Source organism: Arthrobacter sp. USHLN218 (assembly GCF_037144715.1).
In the GTDB taxonomy this organism is placed as follows: Bacteria; Actinomycetota; Actinomycetes; order Actinomycetales; family Micrococcaceae; genus Crystallibacter.
The window spans coordinates 305,749-321,035 of the sequence record NZ_JBBCYT010000003.1; the positions used below are offsets into that span (position 1 = coordinate 305,749).

At 68.0% G+C, this 15,287-nt stretch carries 10 protein-coding genes; 4 read left to right on the forward strand and 6 right to left on the reverse strand.

What is annotated here, in order from left to right:
* The first annotated feature begins 1 nt into the window (after window position 1).
* The 4 genes from WFH44_RS08715 to pgl are packed head-to-tail and all read left to right on the forward strand — an operon-like array spanning window position 2 to window position 4,890.
* The gene (locus tag WFH44_RS08715) at window positions 2-1,624 is read left to right on the forward strand and encodes a glucose-6-phosphate isomerase (protein WP_336713354.1); all 1,623 of its coding nucleotides are present in this window, start codon (window positions 2-4) and stop codon (window positions 1,622-1,624) included.
* Complete coding sequence (gene zwf / locus WFH44_RS08720) at window positions 1,624-3,165, forward strand: glucose-6-phosphate dehydrogenase (RefSeq protein WP_336713356.1); 1,542 nt, start codon at window positions 1,624-1,626, stop codon at window positions 3,163-3,165. Before WFH44_RS08715 ends, zwf begins: the two co-directional genes overlap by 1 nt.
* A complete protein-coding gene (locus tag WFH44_RS08725) occupies window positions 3,162-4,103 on the forward strand; it encodes a glucose-6-phosphate dehydrogenase assembly protein OpcA (protein WP_336713358.1) in 942 nt (313 codons plus the stop codon). Before zwf ends, WFH44_RS08725 begins: the two co-directional genes overlap by 4 nt.
* Entirely contained in the window at window positions 4,093-4,890 is a 798-nt protein-coding gene (gene pgl, locus WFH44_RS08730) for a 6-phosphogluconolactonase (protein WP_336713360.1), read from the forward strand. Before WFH44_RS08725 ends, pgl begins: the two co-directional genes overlap by 11 nt.
* Before the next feature lie 70 nt (window positions 4,891-4,960).
* On the opposite strand, the gene WFH44_RS08735 is transcribed toward pgl, so the two are convergent.
* The 6 genes from WFH44_RS08735 to sbnA form a co-directional block, all read right to left on the reverse strand.
* Window positions 4,961-6,043: a LuxE/PaaK family acyltransferase gene (locus WFH44_RS08735; RefSeq protein WP_336713362.1), complete on the reverse strand. Its 1,083-nt coding sequence runs from the start codon at window positions 6,041-6,043 to the stop codon at window positions 4,961-4,963.
* 85 nt (window positions 6,044-6,128) lie between these two features.
* Window positions 6,129-7,202 (reverse strand): 2,3-diaminopropionate biosynthesis protein SbnB, encoded by a 1,074-nt coding sequence (gene sbnB, locus WFH44_RS08740; protein ID WP_336713364.1) that lies wholly within the window; start codon window positions 7,200-7,202, stop codon window positions 6,129-6,131.
* Window positions 7,199-8,197 carry a TauD/TfdA family dioxygenase gene (locus WFH44_RS08745; protein WP_336713366.1) on the reverse strand — a complete coding sequence of 333 codons (999 nt, stop codon included), beginning with the start codon at window positions 8,195-8,197 and terminating at the stop codon, window positions 7,199-7,201. The genes sbnB and WFH44_RS08745 overlap by 4 nt, the downstream gene beginning before the upstream one ends.
* Entirely contained in the window at window positions 8,194-10,809 is a 2,616-nt protein-coding gene (locus WFH44_RS08750; RefSeq protein WP_336713368.1) for a non-ribosomal peptide synthetase, read from the reverse strand. Before WFH44_RS08750 ends, WFH44_RS08745 begins: the two co-directional genes overlap by 4 nt.
* Window positions 10,806-13,919, reverse strand: coding sequence for a Pls/PosA family non-ribosomal peptide synthetase (locus WFH44_RS08755; protein ID WP_336713369.1), 3,114 nt, complete (start codon window positions 13,917-13,919; stop codon window positions 10,806-10,808). The genes WFH44_RS08750 and WFH44_RS08755 overlap by 4 nt, the downstream gene beginning before the upstream one ends.
* On the reverse strand, window positions 13,916-14,980 hold the full coding sequence (gene sbnA, locus WFH44_RS08760) for a 2,3-diaminopropionate biosynthesis protein SbnA (protein ID WP_336713371.1): 1,065 nt from the start codon (window positions 14,978-14,980) through the stop codon (window positions 13,916-13,918). Before sbnA ends, WFH44_RS08755 begins: the two co-directional genes overlap by 4 nt.
* Window positions 14,981-15,287: the final 307 nt, after the last annotated feature.

Below are 15,287 nucleotides of genomic sequence, written 5' to 3' on the forward strand. Positions count from 1 at the left end.
CATGGGGGCATTGTCGATCCAGGCCTCCGGCGCTGCCCGCGCGGCCATTGAGCAGCACGTCCCCGTCCTGGTGGAAGACAAAGTCGCCTCGCGGCTGGCCGCCAAGGACCATACCCTCTGGGGCCAGGAAGCCGAGCAGGAAGCGGAAATCCGTTTGGGCTGGGTCGACGCCGCAGGGGTTTCGCGGCCGCTGGTCGGCGAGATCCTGCAGCTGCGGGACGAACTGCGCGCCGAAGGCGTCACCCGGATTGTGCTCGCCGGCATGGGCGGCTCGTCGCTCGCGCCTGAGGTGATCAGCAACACCGCCGGCGTGGAACTGACCGTGCTGGACAGCACGGATCCGCAGCAGGTGCGCGCTGCGCTGGCCGAGCGGCTGGCCGAGACGGCCCTGGTCGTCTCCTCCAAGTCCGGCTCGACCGTCGAGACGGACTCGCAGCGGCGTATTTTCGAGCAGGCCTTCACCGAGGCGGGACTCAATGCCGCCTCGCGGATCATCGTCGTCACGGACCCGGGCTCCCCCATGGACGCCAGCGCCCGCGAGGCCGGGTACCGGGCGGTCTTCAACGCGGACCCGAACGTCGGCGGCCGGTACTCCGCGCTCACGGCCTTCGGCCTGGTGCCTACCGGCCTGGCCGGGGTGGACATCGAGACGCTGCTGGACGACGCCGAGGAAGCGGCCGAGATCCTGGCCGATGACGATCCGGACAACATCGCCCTGGCGCTGGGCGCCGTCCTCGGCGGAACCGATCCCCTGCGCGACAAGATCGTCCTGCTGGACGAGGCATCCGGTATCGTCGGGTTCGCGGACTGGGCGGAGCAACTGATCGCCGAATCCACCGGCAAGCTGGGCACGGGCGTGCTGCCTGTGGTCGTCGGCGAGTCCGCCCCGGAGGCCTCCTTCGACGCCCCGGACGTGCTGGTCATCCGCCTGGTTTCCGCCGAGGCCGAGGTGGACCTTGGCGGAAATGAGGCAGCCGTGTCGGGCACGCTCGGCAGCCAGCTGCTGCTGTGGGAAGCGGCGACGGCGGTGGCCGGGCGCCTGCTCGGCATCAATCCCTTCGACCAGCCGGACGTCGAGGCGGCCAAGAAGGCGGCCCGCGGGCTGCTGGACGCGCAGCCGGAGACTCCGGCGCCGCTGGCCGTCGACCACGCGGTCGAGATCCGCGCGAACGGCGACTGGCTGGGCGGGGCGGAGACGGTGGACGGCGCCATCCGCGCCCTGCTCGGCAGCCTGGACGCCAACGGCTACCTGAGCGTGCAGGCGTACCTGGATCGCTTCGGCCAGGCCGAACTGGAGAACCTGCGCGCCGAACTCGCAACTGCGGCCCGGCGGCCGGTCACCTTCGGCTGGGGACCGCGTTTCCTGCATTCGACCGGGCAGTTCCATAAGGGCGGGCCCGCCGTCGGCGTCTACCTGCAGATCACCGCCGACACCGCGGAGGACCTCGCGATCCCCGAACGGCCGTTTACCTTCGGCGAGCTGATCGCGGCCCAGGCGGCCGGCGATGCGCAGGTCCTGGCGGACCACGGCCGGCCTGTGCTGCGCCTGCACCTGCGGGACCGCGAGGCAGGCACGGCACAGCTGCTGCAGGCGGTTTCGGCGCTCTCCGGCGGAAAGCGCTGATGGTCAATTCCGCAAACAACCGGCGCAACCCCCTGCGCGACCCCCGCGACCGGCGGCTGAACCGGATCGCGGGGCCGTCGTCGCTGGTGCTCTTCGGCGTCACCGGCGACCTCGCGCGCAAGAAGCTCATGCCGGCTGTGTACGACCTGGCCAACCGCGGCCTGCTCCCGCCGAGCTTCGCGTTGGTCGGATTCGGCCGCCGCGCCTGGAGCGACGAGGAGCTCGCCGACCAGGTCCGGGCCGCCGTCGAACAGTATGCCCGGACACCGTTCCAGGCCGACGTCTGGGAACAGCTGAGCGCCGGCATGCGGTTCGTCCAGGGCGAATTCGGCGACGACGAGGCGTTCGCACGGCTGAAGGAGGTCGTGGGCGAGCTCGACCAGACCCGCGGCACGCGCGGAAACCACGCGTTCTACCTCTCGATCCCGCCGAAGGACTTCGAGCAGGTCTGCGAGAAGCTCTCCGCCCACGGCCTGGCCCAGGGCGAGGCCGGCACCTGGCGGCGCGTCGTGATCGAAAAGCCCTTCGGCCACGACCTGCAGTCCGCACGGGAACTCAACAGCATCGTCGAGTCGGTGTTTCCGGCGGACTCGGTGTTCCGGATCGACCACTACCTGGGCAAGGAGACGGTCCAGAACATCCTGGCACTGCGCTTCGCCAACCAGATGTTCGAGCCGCTCTGGAACGCCAACTACGTCGACCATGTGCAGATCACCATGGCCGAGGACATCGGCATCGGCGGCCGAGCGGGGTATTACGACGGCGTGGGGGCCGCCCGCGACGTCATCCAGAACCATTTGCTCCAGCTGCTCGCGCTGACCGCCATGGAGGAGCCGATCTCGTTCAACGCAGAGGATCTGCGCGCGGAGAAGGAGAAGGTCCTGGCCGCGGTCCGGCTGCCCGACGACCTCTCGACGCACTCGGCCCGCGGCCAGTACACCGGCGGCTGGCAGGGCGGCGAGAAGGTCAAGGGCTATCTGGAGGAGGAAGGCTTCAACCCTGAGTCCACCACCGAGACCTTCGCCGCGCTGCGCCTGGACATCCACACGCGGCGCTGGGCCGGCGTCCCCTTCTACCTGCGGGCCGGCAAGCGCCTCGGCCGGCGGGTGACCGAAATCGCCGTCGTGCTTAAACGCGCTCCAAACCTGCTCTTCCGCGACCATAAGGACGAGGACTTCGGCCAGAATGCGGTCGTTATCCGCGTCCAGCCGGACGAGGGTGCGACCATCCGCTTCGGCTCCAAGGTCCCGGGCACCCAGATGGAGGTCCGCGACGTATCCATGGACTTCGGCTACGGCCACGCCTTCACCGAATCCAGCCCCGAGGCCTACGAGCGGCTGATCCTCGATGTCCTGCTGGGCGAGCCCCCGCTGTTCCCCCGCCATGAGGAAGTCGAGCTGTCCTGGAAGATCCTCGATCCGTTCGAGGATTACTGGACGCGCAGCGGCGACAAGCCCGAACCCTACGCCCCGGGCAGCTGGGGCCCGGCGTCGGCAGATGCCCTGCTGGCCCGCGACGGACGTTCCTGGAGAAGGCCTTGATAGTCGATTTGCTGGACACCACCACTTCCAAGGTCTCGAAGGAGATCGTCTCGATGCGCGAGCAGGGCGGCGTGGTCACCCTGGGCCGGGTGCTGACGCTCGTCGTCCTCACCACGGCCGGCAACGAGGAAGTGGCGATTCACGCCGCCAACACCGCCAGCCGCGAGCACCCCTGCCGCATCCTCGTGCTCGTGGACGCGGGCGCGGACGAACCGACGAAGCTGGACGCGCAGATCCGGGTCGGCGGGGACGCGGGCGCCTCCGAGGTCGTGGTGCTCTACGGCTACGGCGAACTCGCGGGCGAAAGCGACTCCCTCGTCTCCGCGCTGCTGCTGCCGGACGCCCCGATCGTGGCCTGGTGGCCGCACGGCATGCCGGAGAACGCCTCGGCCACGTCGATCGGCCGCATCGCCCACCGGCGGATCACCGACTCCGCCCACGAGCCCATGCCAAAGGTCGCGCTCGAACAGCTGCGCCGGACGTACGCCGCGGGCGACACGGACCTGGCCTGGACGCGGCTGACCAACTGGCGCATCCAGCTGGCCGCGGTGCTCGACCAGGTCGAATACTCCCCCGTGACCTCCGTCGCCGTCGAGGGTGCCTCCGACTCCCCCAGCACCGTCCTGCTGGCGGCCTGGCTCACGCTGGCGCTCGATGCTCCCGTCACCATCGTCGAGGGGTCCGCGGGCACCGGGATCCGCGGCGTCCGGATTTCCCGGGTCGACGGCGACATCCGGATCCTGCGGCCGGGCTTGAGCGTGGCCGAACTGATCCAGCCGAACCAGCCGGTCCAGCGCATCACCCTTCCCCGGCGCTCCATCGAGGAGTGCCTGGCCGAAGAACTGCGCCGCCTGGACCCGGACGAGGTTTTCGGCGAAGTACTGACCGAAGGATTGCCCCGCACCAACCTAAGGAGCGTACGCCGCAGTGAACGCTGAACCGGTCCTGCACATCCATCCCGACGCCGAGATCCTGGCCGCGGCCGTGGCCCGGCGGCTGATTGCGCGCCTGGCCCTGGCCCAGAAGCAGCACGGGGACGCCTCGGTCGTCCTGACCGGCGGGTCGCTGGGCATCAACACCTTGCGCGCGGTCGCCGCCGATGCTTCCCGCACCGAGGTGGACTGGCAACGGGTGGACTTCTGGTGGGGCGACGAACGCTTCGTGGCCAAGGACAGCCCGGACCGCAACGAACTGCAGGCCCGGCAGGCGCTCCTCGACGCGCTGGACATCGACGAGGACCGGGTGCACGCGTTCGGCTCCACCGATGACTTCGGAAGTCCGCACGAAGCGGCGGAGGCTTACGCCGAAGAACTGCGCCGGGTCTCGGGGCGGGACGCTAACGACGGCGGCGACGGTCTTCCGCTGCCGCGTTTCGACGTGCTGTTGCTGGGCATGGGTCCGGACGGCCACATCGCTTCGCTCTTCCCCGACATGGCCGGAATCCGGCAGTTGGACCGTGCCGCCATCGGCGTCGAGGACTCCCCGAAGCCTCCGCCGCAGCGGGTAAGCCTCACCCTGCCCGTGATCAACTCCGCCGAGGAGGTCTGGCTCGTCGTGGCCGGCGAGGACAAGGCCTGCGCGGCAGGCCTCGCGCTGGCGGGCGCCAACGACGTACAGGTCCCCGCGGCGGGAGCCCGCGGCCGGCAGGCAACGATCTGGCTGGTCGACCAGGCCGCGGCGGCCCGGCTGCCGGACGCCCTGCGCGCAGCGGGCGAAACCTACTAGGACCGCCGGCGCCGCGGCCATCGGCCGGACACCGAGGAGGCCCGGCCCCGAGGGCCGGGCCTCCTCCAAATCAGGCCTTCACCAGAGCCGGTGAGCGGAGGTAGTCCTCGATGCTGACCGGGCAGTTGCCAAGTCCGCTGCCCTGCCCCCTACGGCGGAAGTTAATGACCTGGCCGGTCCTCCCGCATCCGCAGGTACCGGTCTCGACCTCGCCCACGTCGTCGGTGAGGAGGAAGCCCGGGTAGCTGGTGCTGAGCGCGTCCAGTACTGCGATGGCGCCGGTGTCCCCCGGAGGGAGCTCCGTGCCGATCTGTCCAGGATCCCGGATGGAGATGTAGCACCACGGCGGGACGTGCTTGCGATGCAGGTGGCATTCGACCGCGAGCATGTTCGACTCGATCATGCCGTACATGTCGCGCACGTTCCCCGGCCGCACTCCCAGCAGGTCGTGGCACCGCTCCCGGAAACCTTCGGCCGGGATGGCCTCGGCATTGTGCCGCTTCCAGCCGCCGAGGGTGATGATCATGCTGTACGGGTCCAGGCGCACATTGATCTTCTCCTGTTCGAGGAACCGGAGGAGCCGGTGGATGAGGAACGGCGGACCGATGATGTGCCGCGTCATGTGGCCCTTCCACCGGCGCAGGTGCTCGAGGGCCTCCCGGGCGTCGAACGCCTGGTCGGCAACGAGGTATGCGTGGTGGTCGAAGACGCTGTTCAGGATGTTGAGGTCCTTGAGCAGGCCCATCTCCGAGGCTTCGGCGTCCGTCGGGTTCAAGAAGAGACCCGCGCCCCCGGACAGGTTGAAGAACTCCCGGTAGGTCCCGATCAACCCCACCAGCGCCCGGGTCACCGTCTCGCTGTTCCGGCGGGCGACGGACGGGACACCGCGGGTTCCGCTGGAGCGGGTCTCGGTCTCGACGTCGGCCAGGGAACAGGTGAGCAGCACCTGGGCGTCGGGACGCTTGAACATCCCGACCGGCAGCAGTGGCAGGTCTTTCAGGTCGTTGATGTCGTTTATCGCGGCCGGATCGACTCCCAACGCGTCGCACTGGGCACGGTAGAACCCGTTTCCGGTCTGGTGGTAGATCGCGGCGTCCCGCAGGACGTCGGTGACCGACGTTGCCCAGTCATCAAGGGACTGGACATTTGCCATGGACACATTCCCCAGCATCTGCGCTAACGAGAGCATTGTGCCCCTCCTCAATAGGTGTGAATCATTGAACGTGGTTGGACCCGGGTCAGCCGTACCGTCGCAACTCGGAGAAGAAGTCCTCGACCACCCGGAGCTGTCCGCTGTCTGCAAGTTCGTCGTAGACGTACTTGCCGACCGCCAGGTCGAGCACGCCCAGGCCGAACGGGGAGAACACCACAGGGCGGTCATCCGATAGCGGGACCCTGCCGGCCATGACGTCGGCCAGGGTGCCGTCCACGAAGTTCCGGTTGCCGACCATCTGCTCAACGAGATGGGCAGACGTTCCGGCCTTCAGGCAGTGGTCGACATCGTCCAGGATGTTGATCGAGCCCATCAGGATCTCCGGCGCCAAGTCGCGCAGGGACACGTGAAGCACCAGCGGGTTGTGCGCGAACCACGTCGTGTCATGCACGTGCGGTTGGCCCGCTACCGTGGCGAACACGACGAGGTCGCTGCTCTTGATCAGCTGCTCGGCGTTGTCGTACACGGTCACCCGGGCCGGCGTGCCGCTGCGCTCGAGGTAGCCCTTGAATCCCTGCGAGCTATCGCCCGAGAGGTCGTGCACCCCGATCTCGTCGAAGGACCAGCCGGTCGCGTCGAGGAAGGTGTGGATGTACCGCGCGATGAGGCCCGTCCCGAAGAACCCGATGCGCTGGGGGCGTCCTCGTCCACGTCCCCGGCTGAGCCAGTCCGCGGCCGCGGCGGCCGACGCCGCCGTCCTGGAGGCGCTGATGATGGAGCTCTCCATGCAGGCGAAGGGGTACCCCGTCGCCCGGTCGTTGAGGATCAGCACGGCGGAGGCGCGGGGTATCCCCGACGCCACGTTGTCCGGGAAGCTGGAGACCCACTTGATGCCGTCGACCCCCACGTCCCCTCCGACGGAGGCGGGCAGCGCAATGATGCGCGACGAGGGCCGGTCCGGGAAGCGCAGGAAGTACGACGGGGGATTTACCGAGTCGCCGGCCGCGTGGGTCCGGTAAGTCTGCTCGACCAGCTCGACGACCTGCTTCTCCCGGCCCCTGAGCACCTCCTGCACCTGGGCTCCGGGAATGACCGCGAACGGGGGAACAATCTTCGGCTCCGACGCGGAAACGGCCGGGGAAATAGCGTAGTCAGTCATCGGGCACCGTCCTTGGTAACGAGATCAAATACATTGCGCGGCTCGGCCATGCCGACCAGTACTTCCCGAGGCCCTTCGTAGGCCTCCCGGCTATGGGCCATGCGCACGTTGTCGACGAGCATGAGGTCCCCGGTTTCCCACGGGGTCCGAAGGGTGTGTTCCTCGTAGACCTCGTTCAAGAGGGCCACGACGTCCTCACCGATCGGCTCGCCGTTGCCGAAGCGTGTGTTGAACGGCAGTCCGTCGGGACCGTAGACGTCAACCAGGTACTCGCGCACCTCGGGAGCGATCGTCCACTCGTTCAGGAACGCGACCTGGTTGAACCAGCAGCGCTCGCCCGTCACGGGGTGGCGAACCACAGCCGGGCGCCGTTGCCGCGTCCTGAGCTCTCCGTCCGGCTGCCACTCGAATTCGATCGCGTGGGCGCGGCAGTATTCTTCGACGGCGGCGCGGTCGGCGACCCCGAACGCCTCCTCATAGGTCGCACCGATGTCCTCGTTGTAGCTGCGTGCGAGCAGCCACCCCTCGTTCTCGAAACGCTGGACGAGGTCCGCGGGCAGGGCGTCCAGCACCGCGCGGGCATCCGCCACACCGGTCACCCCGCCGACGCTGGGCGCCTGCAGGCAGGCGAAGAGCATCAGACCGGGGAACTCAAGCGCATAGCTGAGCTCGTGGTGCATGCACATGGGCTGGTTCGCGGGCCATTTCAGGGACGAGTAGACGCCATCCAGATAGGGCTGCCTGGCGGCGAAGGCCTCCCGGTCCGGCATGAGGCCGCCCGGGACCAGCAGGCGGTAGACGTCCGCCACTTCCGCGGGATCGCGGAGGCCGAGTCCGCGGACCAGGACCGCGCCATGCTCAGCTACCGCCATCCGCAGGGCCTCGCTGTGCTGTTCTGCCCATCGGGCGGGATCATGGCCGTTCTCGACGGTGAGCATCGGCGGCCGGCCGGCTTGGTGTTCCACGTCCAGGGTCCTGGTTGAAGGCGACGTCATGAGAGGTCCTCTCGATTCAAAGGTTGCGGGTTTGAGTGGTCAAGGGGTTGTCCCACCGCCGCGCGGGGGTAGGAAGCGGGATCTGCGGCGGTTCCTGCCGGCACCGGCCCGGGCGGGTCGCCCACGGCCGCGACGGAAGCGGCGTCGAGCAATTGAGCCAGGTCGGCCAGGACCGGCGTCTGCATGACGTCCTTGATCGACACGGCGCGCTTCAGCCGGACGGCAAGCTTCACGGCGGACAGGGAGGTTCCGCCGAGCGCGAAGAACGAGTCCTGCCTGCCGATCCGGCCCTGCGGTAGACCGAGGACCGATGCCCACGCCTCGGCAAGCCGCTGCTCGGTGGCCGAGAGCTCTTCCATTCGTGCGGCGGTTTCTGGAACGGCTTCCTGCGCGATTCGGCCCAAGGCCTTTCGGTCGATCTTTCCGTTGCCGGTCAGGGGCAGACTCTCCTGCCATCTGTACGACGACGGGACCATGTAGGCCGGAACGCGCGAGGCCACCTGCTGGCGGATCTCGTCGACCTCGAGCGGCCGGTTGCCGGAATAGAACGCCACGAGGAACTTGGACTGCTCGGCACCCTCGCCGACGACGACGGCACCGTCACGGACACCGGAAACCTGCAGGAGGGCGTTTTCGATATCGCCGATCTCGATGCGGAACCCGGAGATCTTGACCTGGCTGTCCCTGCGGCCCAGGTACTCCAGTTTGCCCTCCGCCGACCAGCGCCCGTAGTCGCCCGCCCGGTAAAGCCGAGCGCCTTCCACGAAGGGGTCGCTGGAGTAAGCCTGGGCAGTCCGCTCCGGATCGTTGATGTAGCCACGGCCGACGCAGACCCCCGAGAAGGCGATCTCGCCCGGTGCTCCAAGTGGCACGAGCCGCTGCCGTTCGTCGAGGATGTAGATCCGGACGTTCGGGACCGGCGGTCCCAGCGGCACGTAGTCACCAGCCGGCGCAGAGCTCATCACTTCGTGATTCGTGTCGTCCGAGGTCTCCGTCAGCCCATAGGCGTTGACCAGCTTGACGTCGGGCATCGCGGCGAACCAGCGGCGGATTAGCTCCGGCTTCAGGGCCTCCCCGGTTGCCGAGACGCACCTGAGGCTGGGCAGGGCCCGGGGTTTGCCGTCCAGGTAGGCCACCACCGCATCCAGGTACGACGGGACGACCTGGAAGACCGCGACTTCGCCCCGTTCGATCGTGTCAACGAAGCGCTCGACGTCGAGGATCCGGTCCTGCCCGACGATGTGGGTGCTGCCGCCGACCAGCAGGGCCGAGACCAGTTGCCATAGGGAGATGTCGAAACACTGGGGGGCGGTCTGGGCGACGACGTCGCCGGGGCCGATCCCGAGGTCCTCGATCTTGGCGTACAGGTGGTTGACCATCCCGTCGTGTTCGCACATCGCACCCTTCGGTTCGCCCGTGGAGCCTGAGGTGAAGTAGACGTAGGCGAGTTGGTCCGGACGCACCGCCATGCCGAGGTCGTCGGCGCTGTGCCCCTCGGTCTCGATGTCTTCGAAGAGGAGCTTCGTAGCCGTCGGCAACCCCGCCAGCGCCCCGTCCAGCGACTTGGTGCTGCCTCCCTCGCTGAGCACCGTGCGGCATCCGGCCCGGGTAAGCGTTCTGGCGATCCGCTCGGAGGGGAAATTCGGTTCGAGCGGCAGGTACGCGCCTCCGGCCTTGAGGATTCCGATGACGGCGGACATCCACTCGAGGTCCCGCTCGGCCACAACCGCCACGATGTCCTCCGCCTGTAGTCCGCGGCCGACCAGGGCGCGGGCGATGCGGTTGGCGCGGGCGTTCAGCTGCGCATAGGTCCACTGTCGGGTGTCCTGGACGGCAGCAATGCGCTCGGGGTGCTGCCGTACTCGCTCCTCGAACAGCTCGTGGAACCGTCGTTGGGGGCGGGCCCGCACGGGCCCGGCCAGCTGCTCGAGCTGGAGGTGCCGTTCCTCGGGACCGACAAGGTCGGCATCGGCGGGATCCGCCTCAGGGTCGGAGACCAGGTGACGGAGCGCTGCCAGGTGGTATCCGGCGATCCTGCGGGCCGCGCCATCGTCGAGCACCTCCCGCCGGTATCGCAGGCGGAGCACCTCGCCCCGGTCGCCGGGCCGGAGGAAGATGCCGAGGACAATGTTCTCCGGCAGCTCGATGTCATCATCCTGAAGGGCGTCGAATACGACCTCGTACCCTGGCGGATCCATCCGGGAGGCCTGCCCGGCTCCGAAGGACGGGGAGCGGTCCTGGAGGGCGTGCGCCGCCCCTACCAGGTCCCGCCACGTCCGGTGACCCAGATCCAGGCTGCACTCCCACGTCCCGGTCGCATCCCGGCAACCGGTGGCGACCTCGCTCTCGCCCGACAACGCCTGGAGAACCCTCGCGTGGGCGGCCAGCCAGATCGAGCCGGGCGTTGCCTCCAGGACCTGGGCCAACGGCCGGACGGCAGTCAGCAGGTCCGCGGGGACCGCCACCTCGACCTGCCCCTGGCCCGCCTGGGGGTCCCGCGTCCACCTGGGAACCATCATCGGCGCCGCCGCAGCGCGGTCGTTACGATCGGTGGCCTGTTGGGACGAGGTGTCGCCGGCGGTTCGGCAGGTGAGCGCTGAGGTGATGGTCATGAGCGGGCCCCTTCCAGAGCGGTGGTCGGTGTGGTGGCGGTGCGGGCTTCGACGGCCGGGTTGCCGCCCCAGAGGGTTCCTTGGGTGAGGGTCTCGCCCTTCATCACGAAGGAATCGGCGGCGACGACGGCACCGTCTTCGATCGTCACGCCGTAGTGCACCAGTGCGCCGACACCGAGCGTGACATCGTCCCCAATGACGTCGTAGTCGGACTTGAACATGCCGTCCTCCTGGGAATGGGACTGGACCAGGGTGCCGCTGTTGAGTGTGCAGCGGGAGCCGATCGTCACCAGGGTCCGTTCGGGGATGAAGCAGCCGTCGTCGAAGACCCGGGATCCCATCCGCACGCCGAGCAGACGCCACATCAGCGGCTTGAACGGGGTCCCGTTCAGGAGCGACATGTAGCGGCTCTGGGCCTGCAGCTTCCAGTACCGCTCGTGCCACCAGAAGTCGGGGTGGTAGATGGAGCAGAGTTTGGGCTTCAGCCGCACGGAGCCCAGCGTGAGGAATTGGATGCCGATGGGGGCCAGGATGCCGACGAAGAGCATGACGACGAACGCTGCGCTGAGGGCCAGGAATCCGAACTGGTCGGACAGCTCGAGGCCGGCAAACGAGACCAGCACCGCAAGCGACGCGACGAGCCAGTGCGCAAGCATCAAGAGGGCCATCGAGCGCAGGTTGTGCCGGTTCTTGGCCGCGAGGTCGCGGCGGAAGTCGGCGCGGGTCGTCTGCTCCTTGGGCGCGGCGTCGCGCAGGACCGTGCGCGGGATCTCGAACGGCGGCGACCCGAGCAGGCCCACGTCCTGTCGGACCGGTCCGTCGAGGGGAACCATCACCTTGGTGGCGAGCAGGCAGTTGTCTCCGGTCTTTGCGCCGGCCGGGTAGAGCACGAAGTTGCCCAGGAAGCTGTGCGCGCCGACCGCCGCCCGGCTCATCTTGAACGACGTCGGCGAATGCTCGGTGTTCATGAATGAGACCCCGTCGGCGATCATGCTTCCGGTGCCGATCTCAGTCAGGTACGGGTTGTCGTGCTTGAACATCGTGCCCAGGTTCGATCCGGTCTGCTGGACGTTGGGCTGCTTGTACCCGAGGGCCGCGGCGAAATCCACGACGTACGAGCTGTCGCCGAATATAGACGGCAGGAAGCGGCTGTTCGTCATCCTGGCCACCGCCCGCTCTGCCGCGTAGCGCAGCCCGAACATCGGATACACCGTGTCCGGCTTCAGGACGAGCTGGACCACCCGCGGCACGGTCGCGACCAGGATCAATGCCACGACCGTACCGCCGAAAACACCCAGGCCGGCGTAGAAAAGAGCGTCGCCGTAGAAGATCCAGCTGGTGAACGCCCACGCCTGCCGCTCCAGGAGCGCGGCCACGTTCGGGTCCGCGAGAAGGAACAGGATGACGGCCTGCCCCACCAGAATCCGGCCCAGTCCAAGCGTCGTAATGAGCTGGGTCATGGCGAACACAGCCCGCCGGAACGGACGGTAGGGGGTCCGTTCGACCCTGCTGTAGTCCACGTCCGTCTGCCTGCCCGGGGAGCCGTGCCAATGTTCGCCCGCAGGCACGGCCTGGCCGGTATACAGGGTGGACCGGTGGCCCAGCTGCGAGCCGTCCCCCATCGCCGTGTCGATGTCCAGCACGCTGCCCTCGCTGACGGTCACGTCACGGCCCAGCGTCACCGCACCGATCTGGATGACGCCGCCGTGGGCGCGGTAGCCGTTGGCGAACACGTCCTTGCGGATCACCGTCCCCTCCCCGATCGTGAGCAGGTCGGTGCAGATCGGCAGCCGGGTGGTCAGGATCGTCACGTTGCGGCCCACCTTGGCGCCCATCGCCCGCAGATAGAAAGTCATCACCGGCGAACCGGCCATCAGCGCGAGCGGCGAGAGGCGCATCAGGCTCTTCACCAGCCAGAAGCGGAAGTAAGCCAGGCTCCAGATACGGATCTCCTGGGGACGGAAGCGCCCGACGATGATCCACTTCGCCGCCACCGGCAGGATGCACAGGGCCACGAACGCCGCCCCCGCGTAGGCCGTCGAACGCAGGTAGATCTCCAGGAAGCTCAGGCCGTGCTCCTGCCACTGATGGTTGCCCGGCCCCGACTCCGGGAACACCCACTGGTACCACACGACCGTCAGCAGGCCGGCGACCACGCAGTAGCCGAGGTAGACCAGCGTCTGCAACACGCCGCACAGAATGTACTCCCAGGTCCGCGCGTCCATCGGCGCCGGCCTCTCCGGCACGGACGCCACGGCCGGTGAAGGCTCCTGCGGCTTCTCCTGCTCCGCCGGTGCCAAAGCAGCAGCCAGGGCAGAGACACTCGGGCTGGCATACACGTCCTTCATCGACACCGAGGGCAGGTCCGGCTCCTTGCGCACCCGGGCACAGAACCGCGCCATCACCAGAGAATCGGCGCCCAGGTCCTGGAAGAAGTCGGCATCCGCCGGGACCTGCTCCACGCCGAGCACACCTGCCAGCACCTCGGCCAGCCGGACCTGCACCTGTGCAGCCGCCGGGGCCGCTTCCGCTGGTGCCAGGGCCGCGGCCAGCGCCGAAATCGAAGGGCTCTGGTAAATGTCCCTCATCGACACCGACGGCAGATCCGGCTCCTTGCGCACCCGCGCACAGAACCGCGCCATCACCAGCGAATCCGCACCCAGGTCCTGGAAGAAGTCGGCATCCGCCGGCACCTGGTCGACACCGAGCACGCCGGCCAACACCTCGGCCAGCCGGACCTGCACCTGTGCAGCCGCCGGGGCCGCTTCCGCTGGTGCCAGGGCCGCGGCCAGCGCCGAGATCGAAGGGTTCTGGTAGATGTCCTTGATCGACACGGCAGGCAGGTCCGGCTGCTTGCGTACCCGGGCGCAGAACTGCGCCATCACCAGCGAGTCGGCGCCCAATTCGTAGAAGAAGTTGGCGTCCACGGGGACGTCGTCCTTCTTGACCACCGATGCGAGCAGAGCCGCCAGCCGGCGCTCCAGTGACGTCGCCGCAGTGCCAACGCCTGTGGCGGGTGTGGCTGGAGGAGCATCCCCCTGGGGAATCGCCGGAGTTGTCTGATTCGTGGTAACCGGTGACGTCGATAGCGTGTCGACGGACTTATTCACTGCGAAATGCTCCTTAGTGCCACGGATTCAGTCAGCGCGGCTGCTGACGGAAGTTGTGCCCCCGCCGCAGGCGCAGGCTGTAGGCCGGATTCTGCCGTCGAGGCGGTATCGGCGGCGGCATCGGCCCCGAAGTGGTCCAGCACCCAGTCGGGCTGGTAGATCGTGTCCAGGTAGGGGCGGCCCATATCGGGAGAGATGGTCACCGCGGTGACGTCGCGGGCCCTGTGGGCCTCAAGCCATGTCATGGCGCCGTGCACCACGGTTCCGGTGGAACCCCCGAGCAGGTACCCGCCCGCGGCAAGCCGGTGGCAGGCTCGCACCGTGTCCACCTCCTCGACGAATACCACGTCGTCGATGAGGGACTCGTCGAGTTGTGGCGGCCGCACGCTCATGCCAAGCCCCGGGATCAAGCGGGTAGCCGGCGGGCGGCCGAAGGACACCGATCCGACCGCGTCGACCGCGACGATCCGTACGTCAGGGCGGTGCTCCCGGAAATACCGGGCACAACCCATCAATGTGCCCGTTGTCCCGGCTCCGACGAACAATACGTCCAAGTCCGGGAACTCGTCGGCGATCTCGGGGGCGGTCCAGCGGTAGTGCGCCCCCCAGTTGCCGGGGTTGGAGTACTGGTTAAGCCACACGTACCGGTCGTCGGAGCCGCACAGTTCCCGCACGTGGTTGAGCCGTGCCCCCAGGAAACCGTCGACCGGGTCCGGCTCGGTAACCAGGTCCACCTGTGCACCGAGCGCCTCCATAAGCTGTGCGGTGGCGGGGTTGCAGCGCGGATCGATCACGCATATGAAGTGGTACCCCTTGCTGGCGGCGATCATGCTGAGCGCGACGCCGAGGTTTCCCGAGGAGGACTCGACCAGCACGGATCCGGGACCGATAAGGCCTTCCCGCTCAGCTCGCTCGACCATCTCCCTGGCCGGCTTGAGCTTGACTGACCCGGCGAAGTTGAACCCCTCGATCTTCAGATAGAGGCGTCGGCCCAGCACCCCTTCCAAGTCGACGAATAGGCTCTGCTCGTTGAACAGGTGCGGATCCGTAATAATCGGCATGATCTCCCTCGTTCTCCTGCCATGAGCTTGGTCACAAGGGTCGCCAGGGAATGGCGGGTCAGATCAGTGAGCATCGCTTCTTCTCCCCAAGAACCCCAATGAAGCTGCAAGTTTGTAATGCCTTTACAGTGCAACTCCGGCCCCGTTATCGCGCCGTTATTGCGCCGTTATTGGCTGGCTAGGCCGAAAACCGCTCCCCCGCTGGCCGGTTGGGCCAACGAGCGGGGCTGCGCAGGGGGCGGGGCGGTGTCGGGGAGGTAGAACTCGGCACGAACCGACGCGGGGCGGTTGGTAGGGCCGCTCCGGG

What these genes read in the sequence shown, in the direction of transcription:
- WFH44_RS08715 (WP_336713354.1), top strand. Translation starts at nt 2, where the DNA reads ATGGGGGCATTGTCGATCCAGGCCTCCGGCGCTGCCCGCGCGGCCATT.
- zwf (WP_336713356.1), top strand. Translation starts at nt 1,624, where the DNA reads ATGGTCAATTCCGCAAACAACCGGCGCAACCCCCTGCGCGACCCCCGC.
- WFH44_RS08735 (WP_336713362.1), bottom strand. Translation starts at nt 6,043, where the DNA reads ATGGCAAATGTCCAGTCCCTTGATGACTGGGCAACGTCGGTCACCGAC.
- sbnB (WP_336713364.1), bottom strand. Translation starts at nt 7,202, where the DNA reads ATGACTGACTACGCTATTTCCCCGGCCGTTTCCGCGTCGGAGCCGAAG.
- WFH44_RS08745 (WP_336713366.1), bottom strand. Translation starts at nt 8,197, where the DNA reads ATGACGTCGCCTTCAACCAGGACCCTGGACGTGGAACACCAAGCCGGC.
- WFH44_RS08750 (WP_336713368.1), bottom strand. Translation starts at nt 10,809, where the DNA reads ATGACCATCACCTCAGCGCTCACCTGCCGAACCGCCGGCGACACCTCG.
- sbnA (WP_336713371.1), bottom strand. Translation starts at nt 14,980, where the DNA reads ATGCCGATTATTACGGATCCGCACCTGTTCAACGAGCAGAGCCTATTC.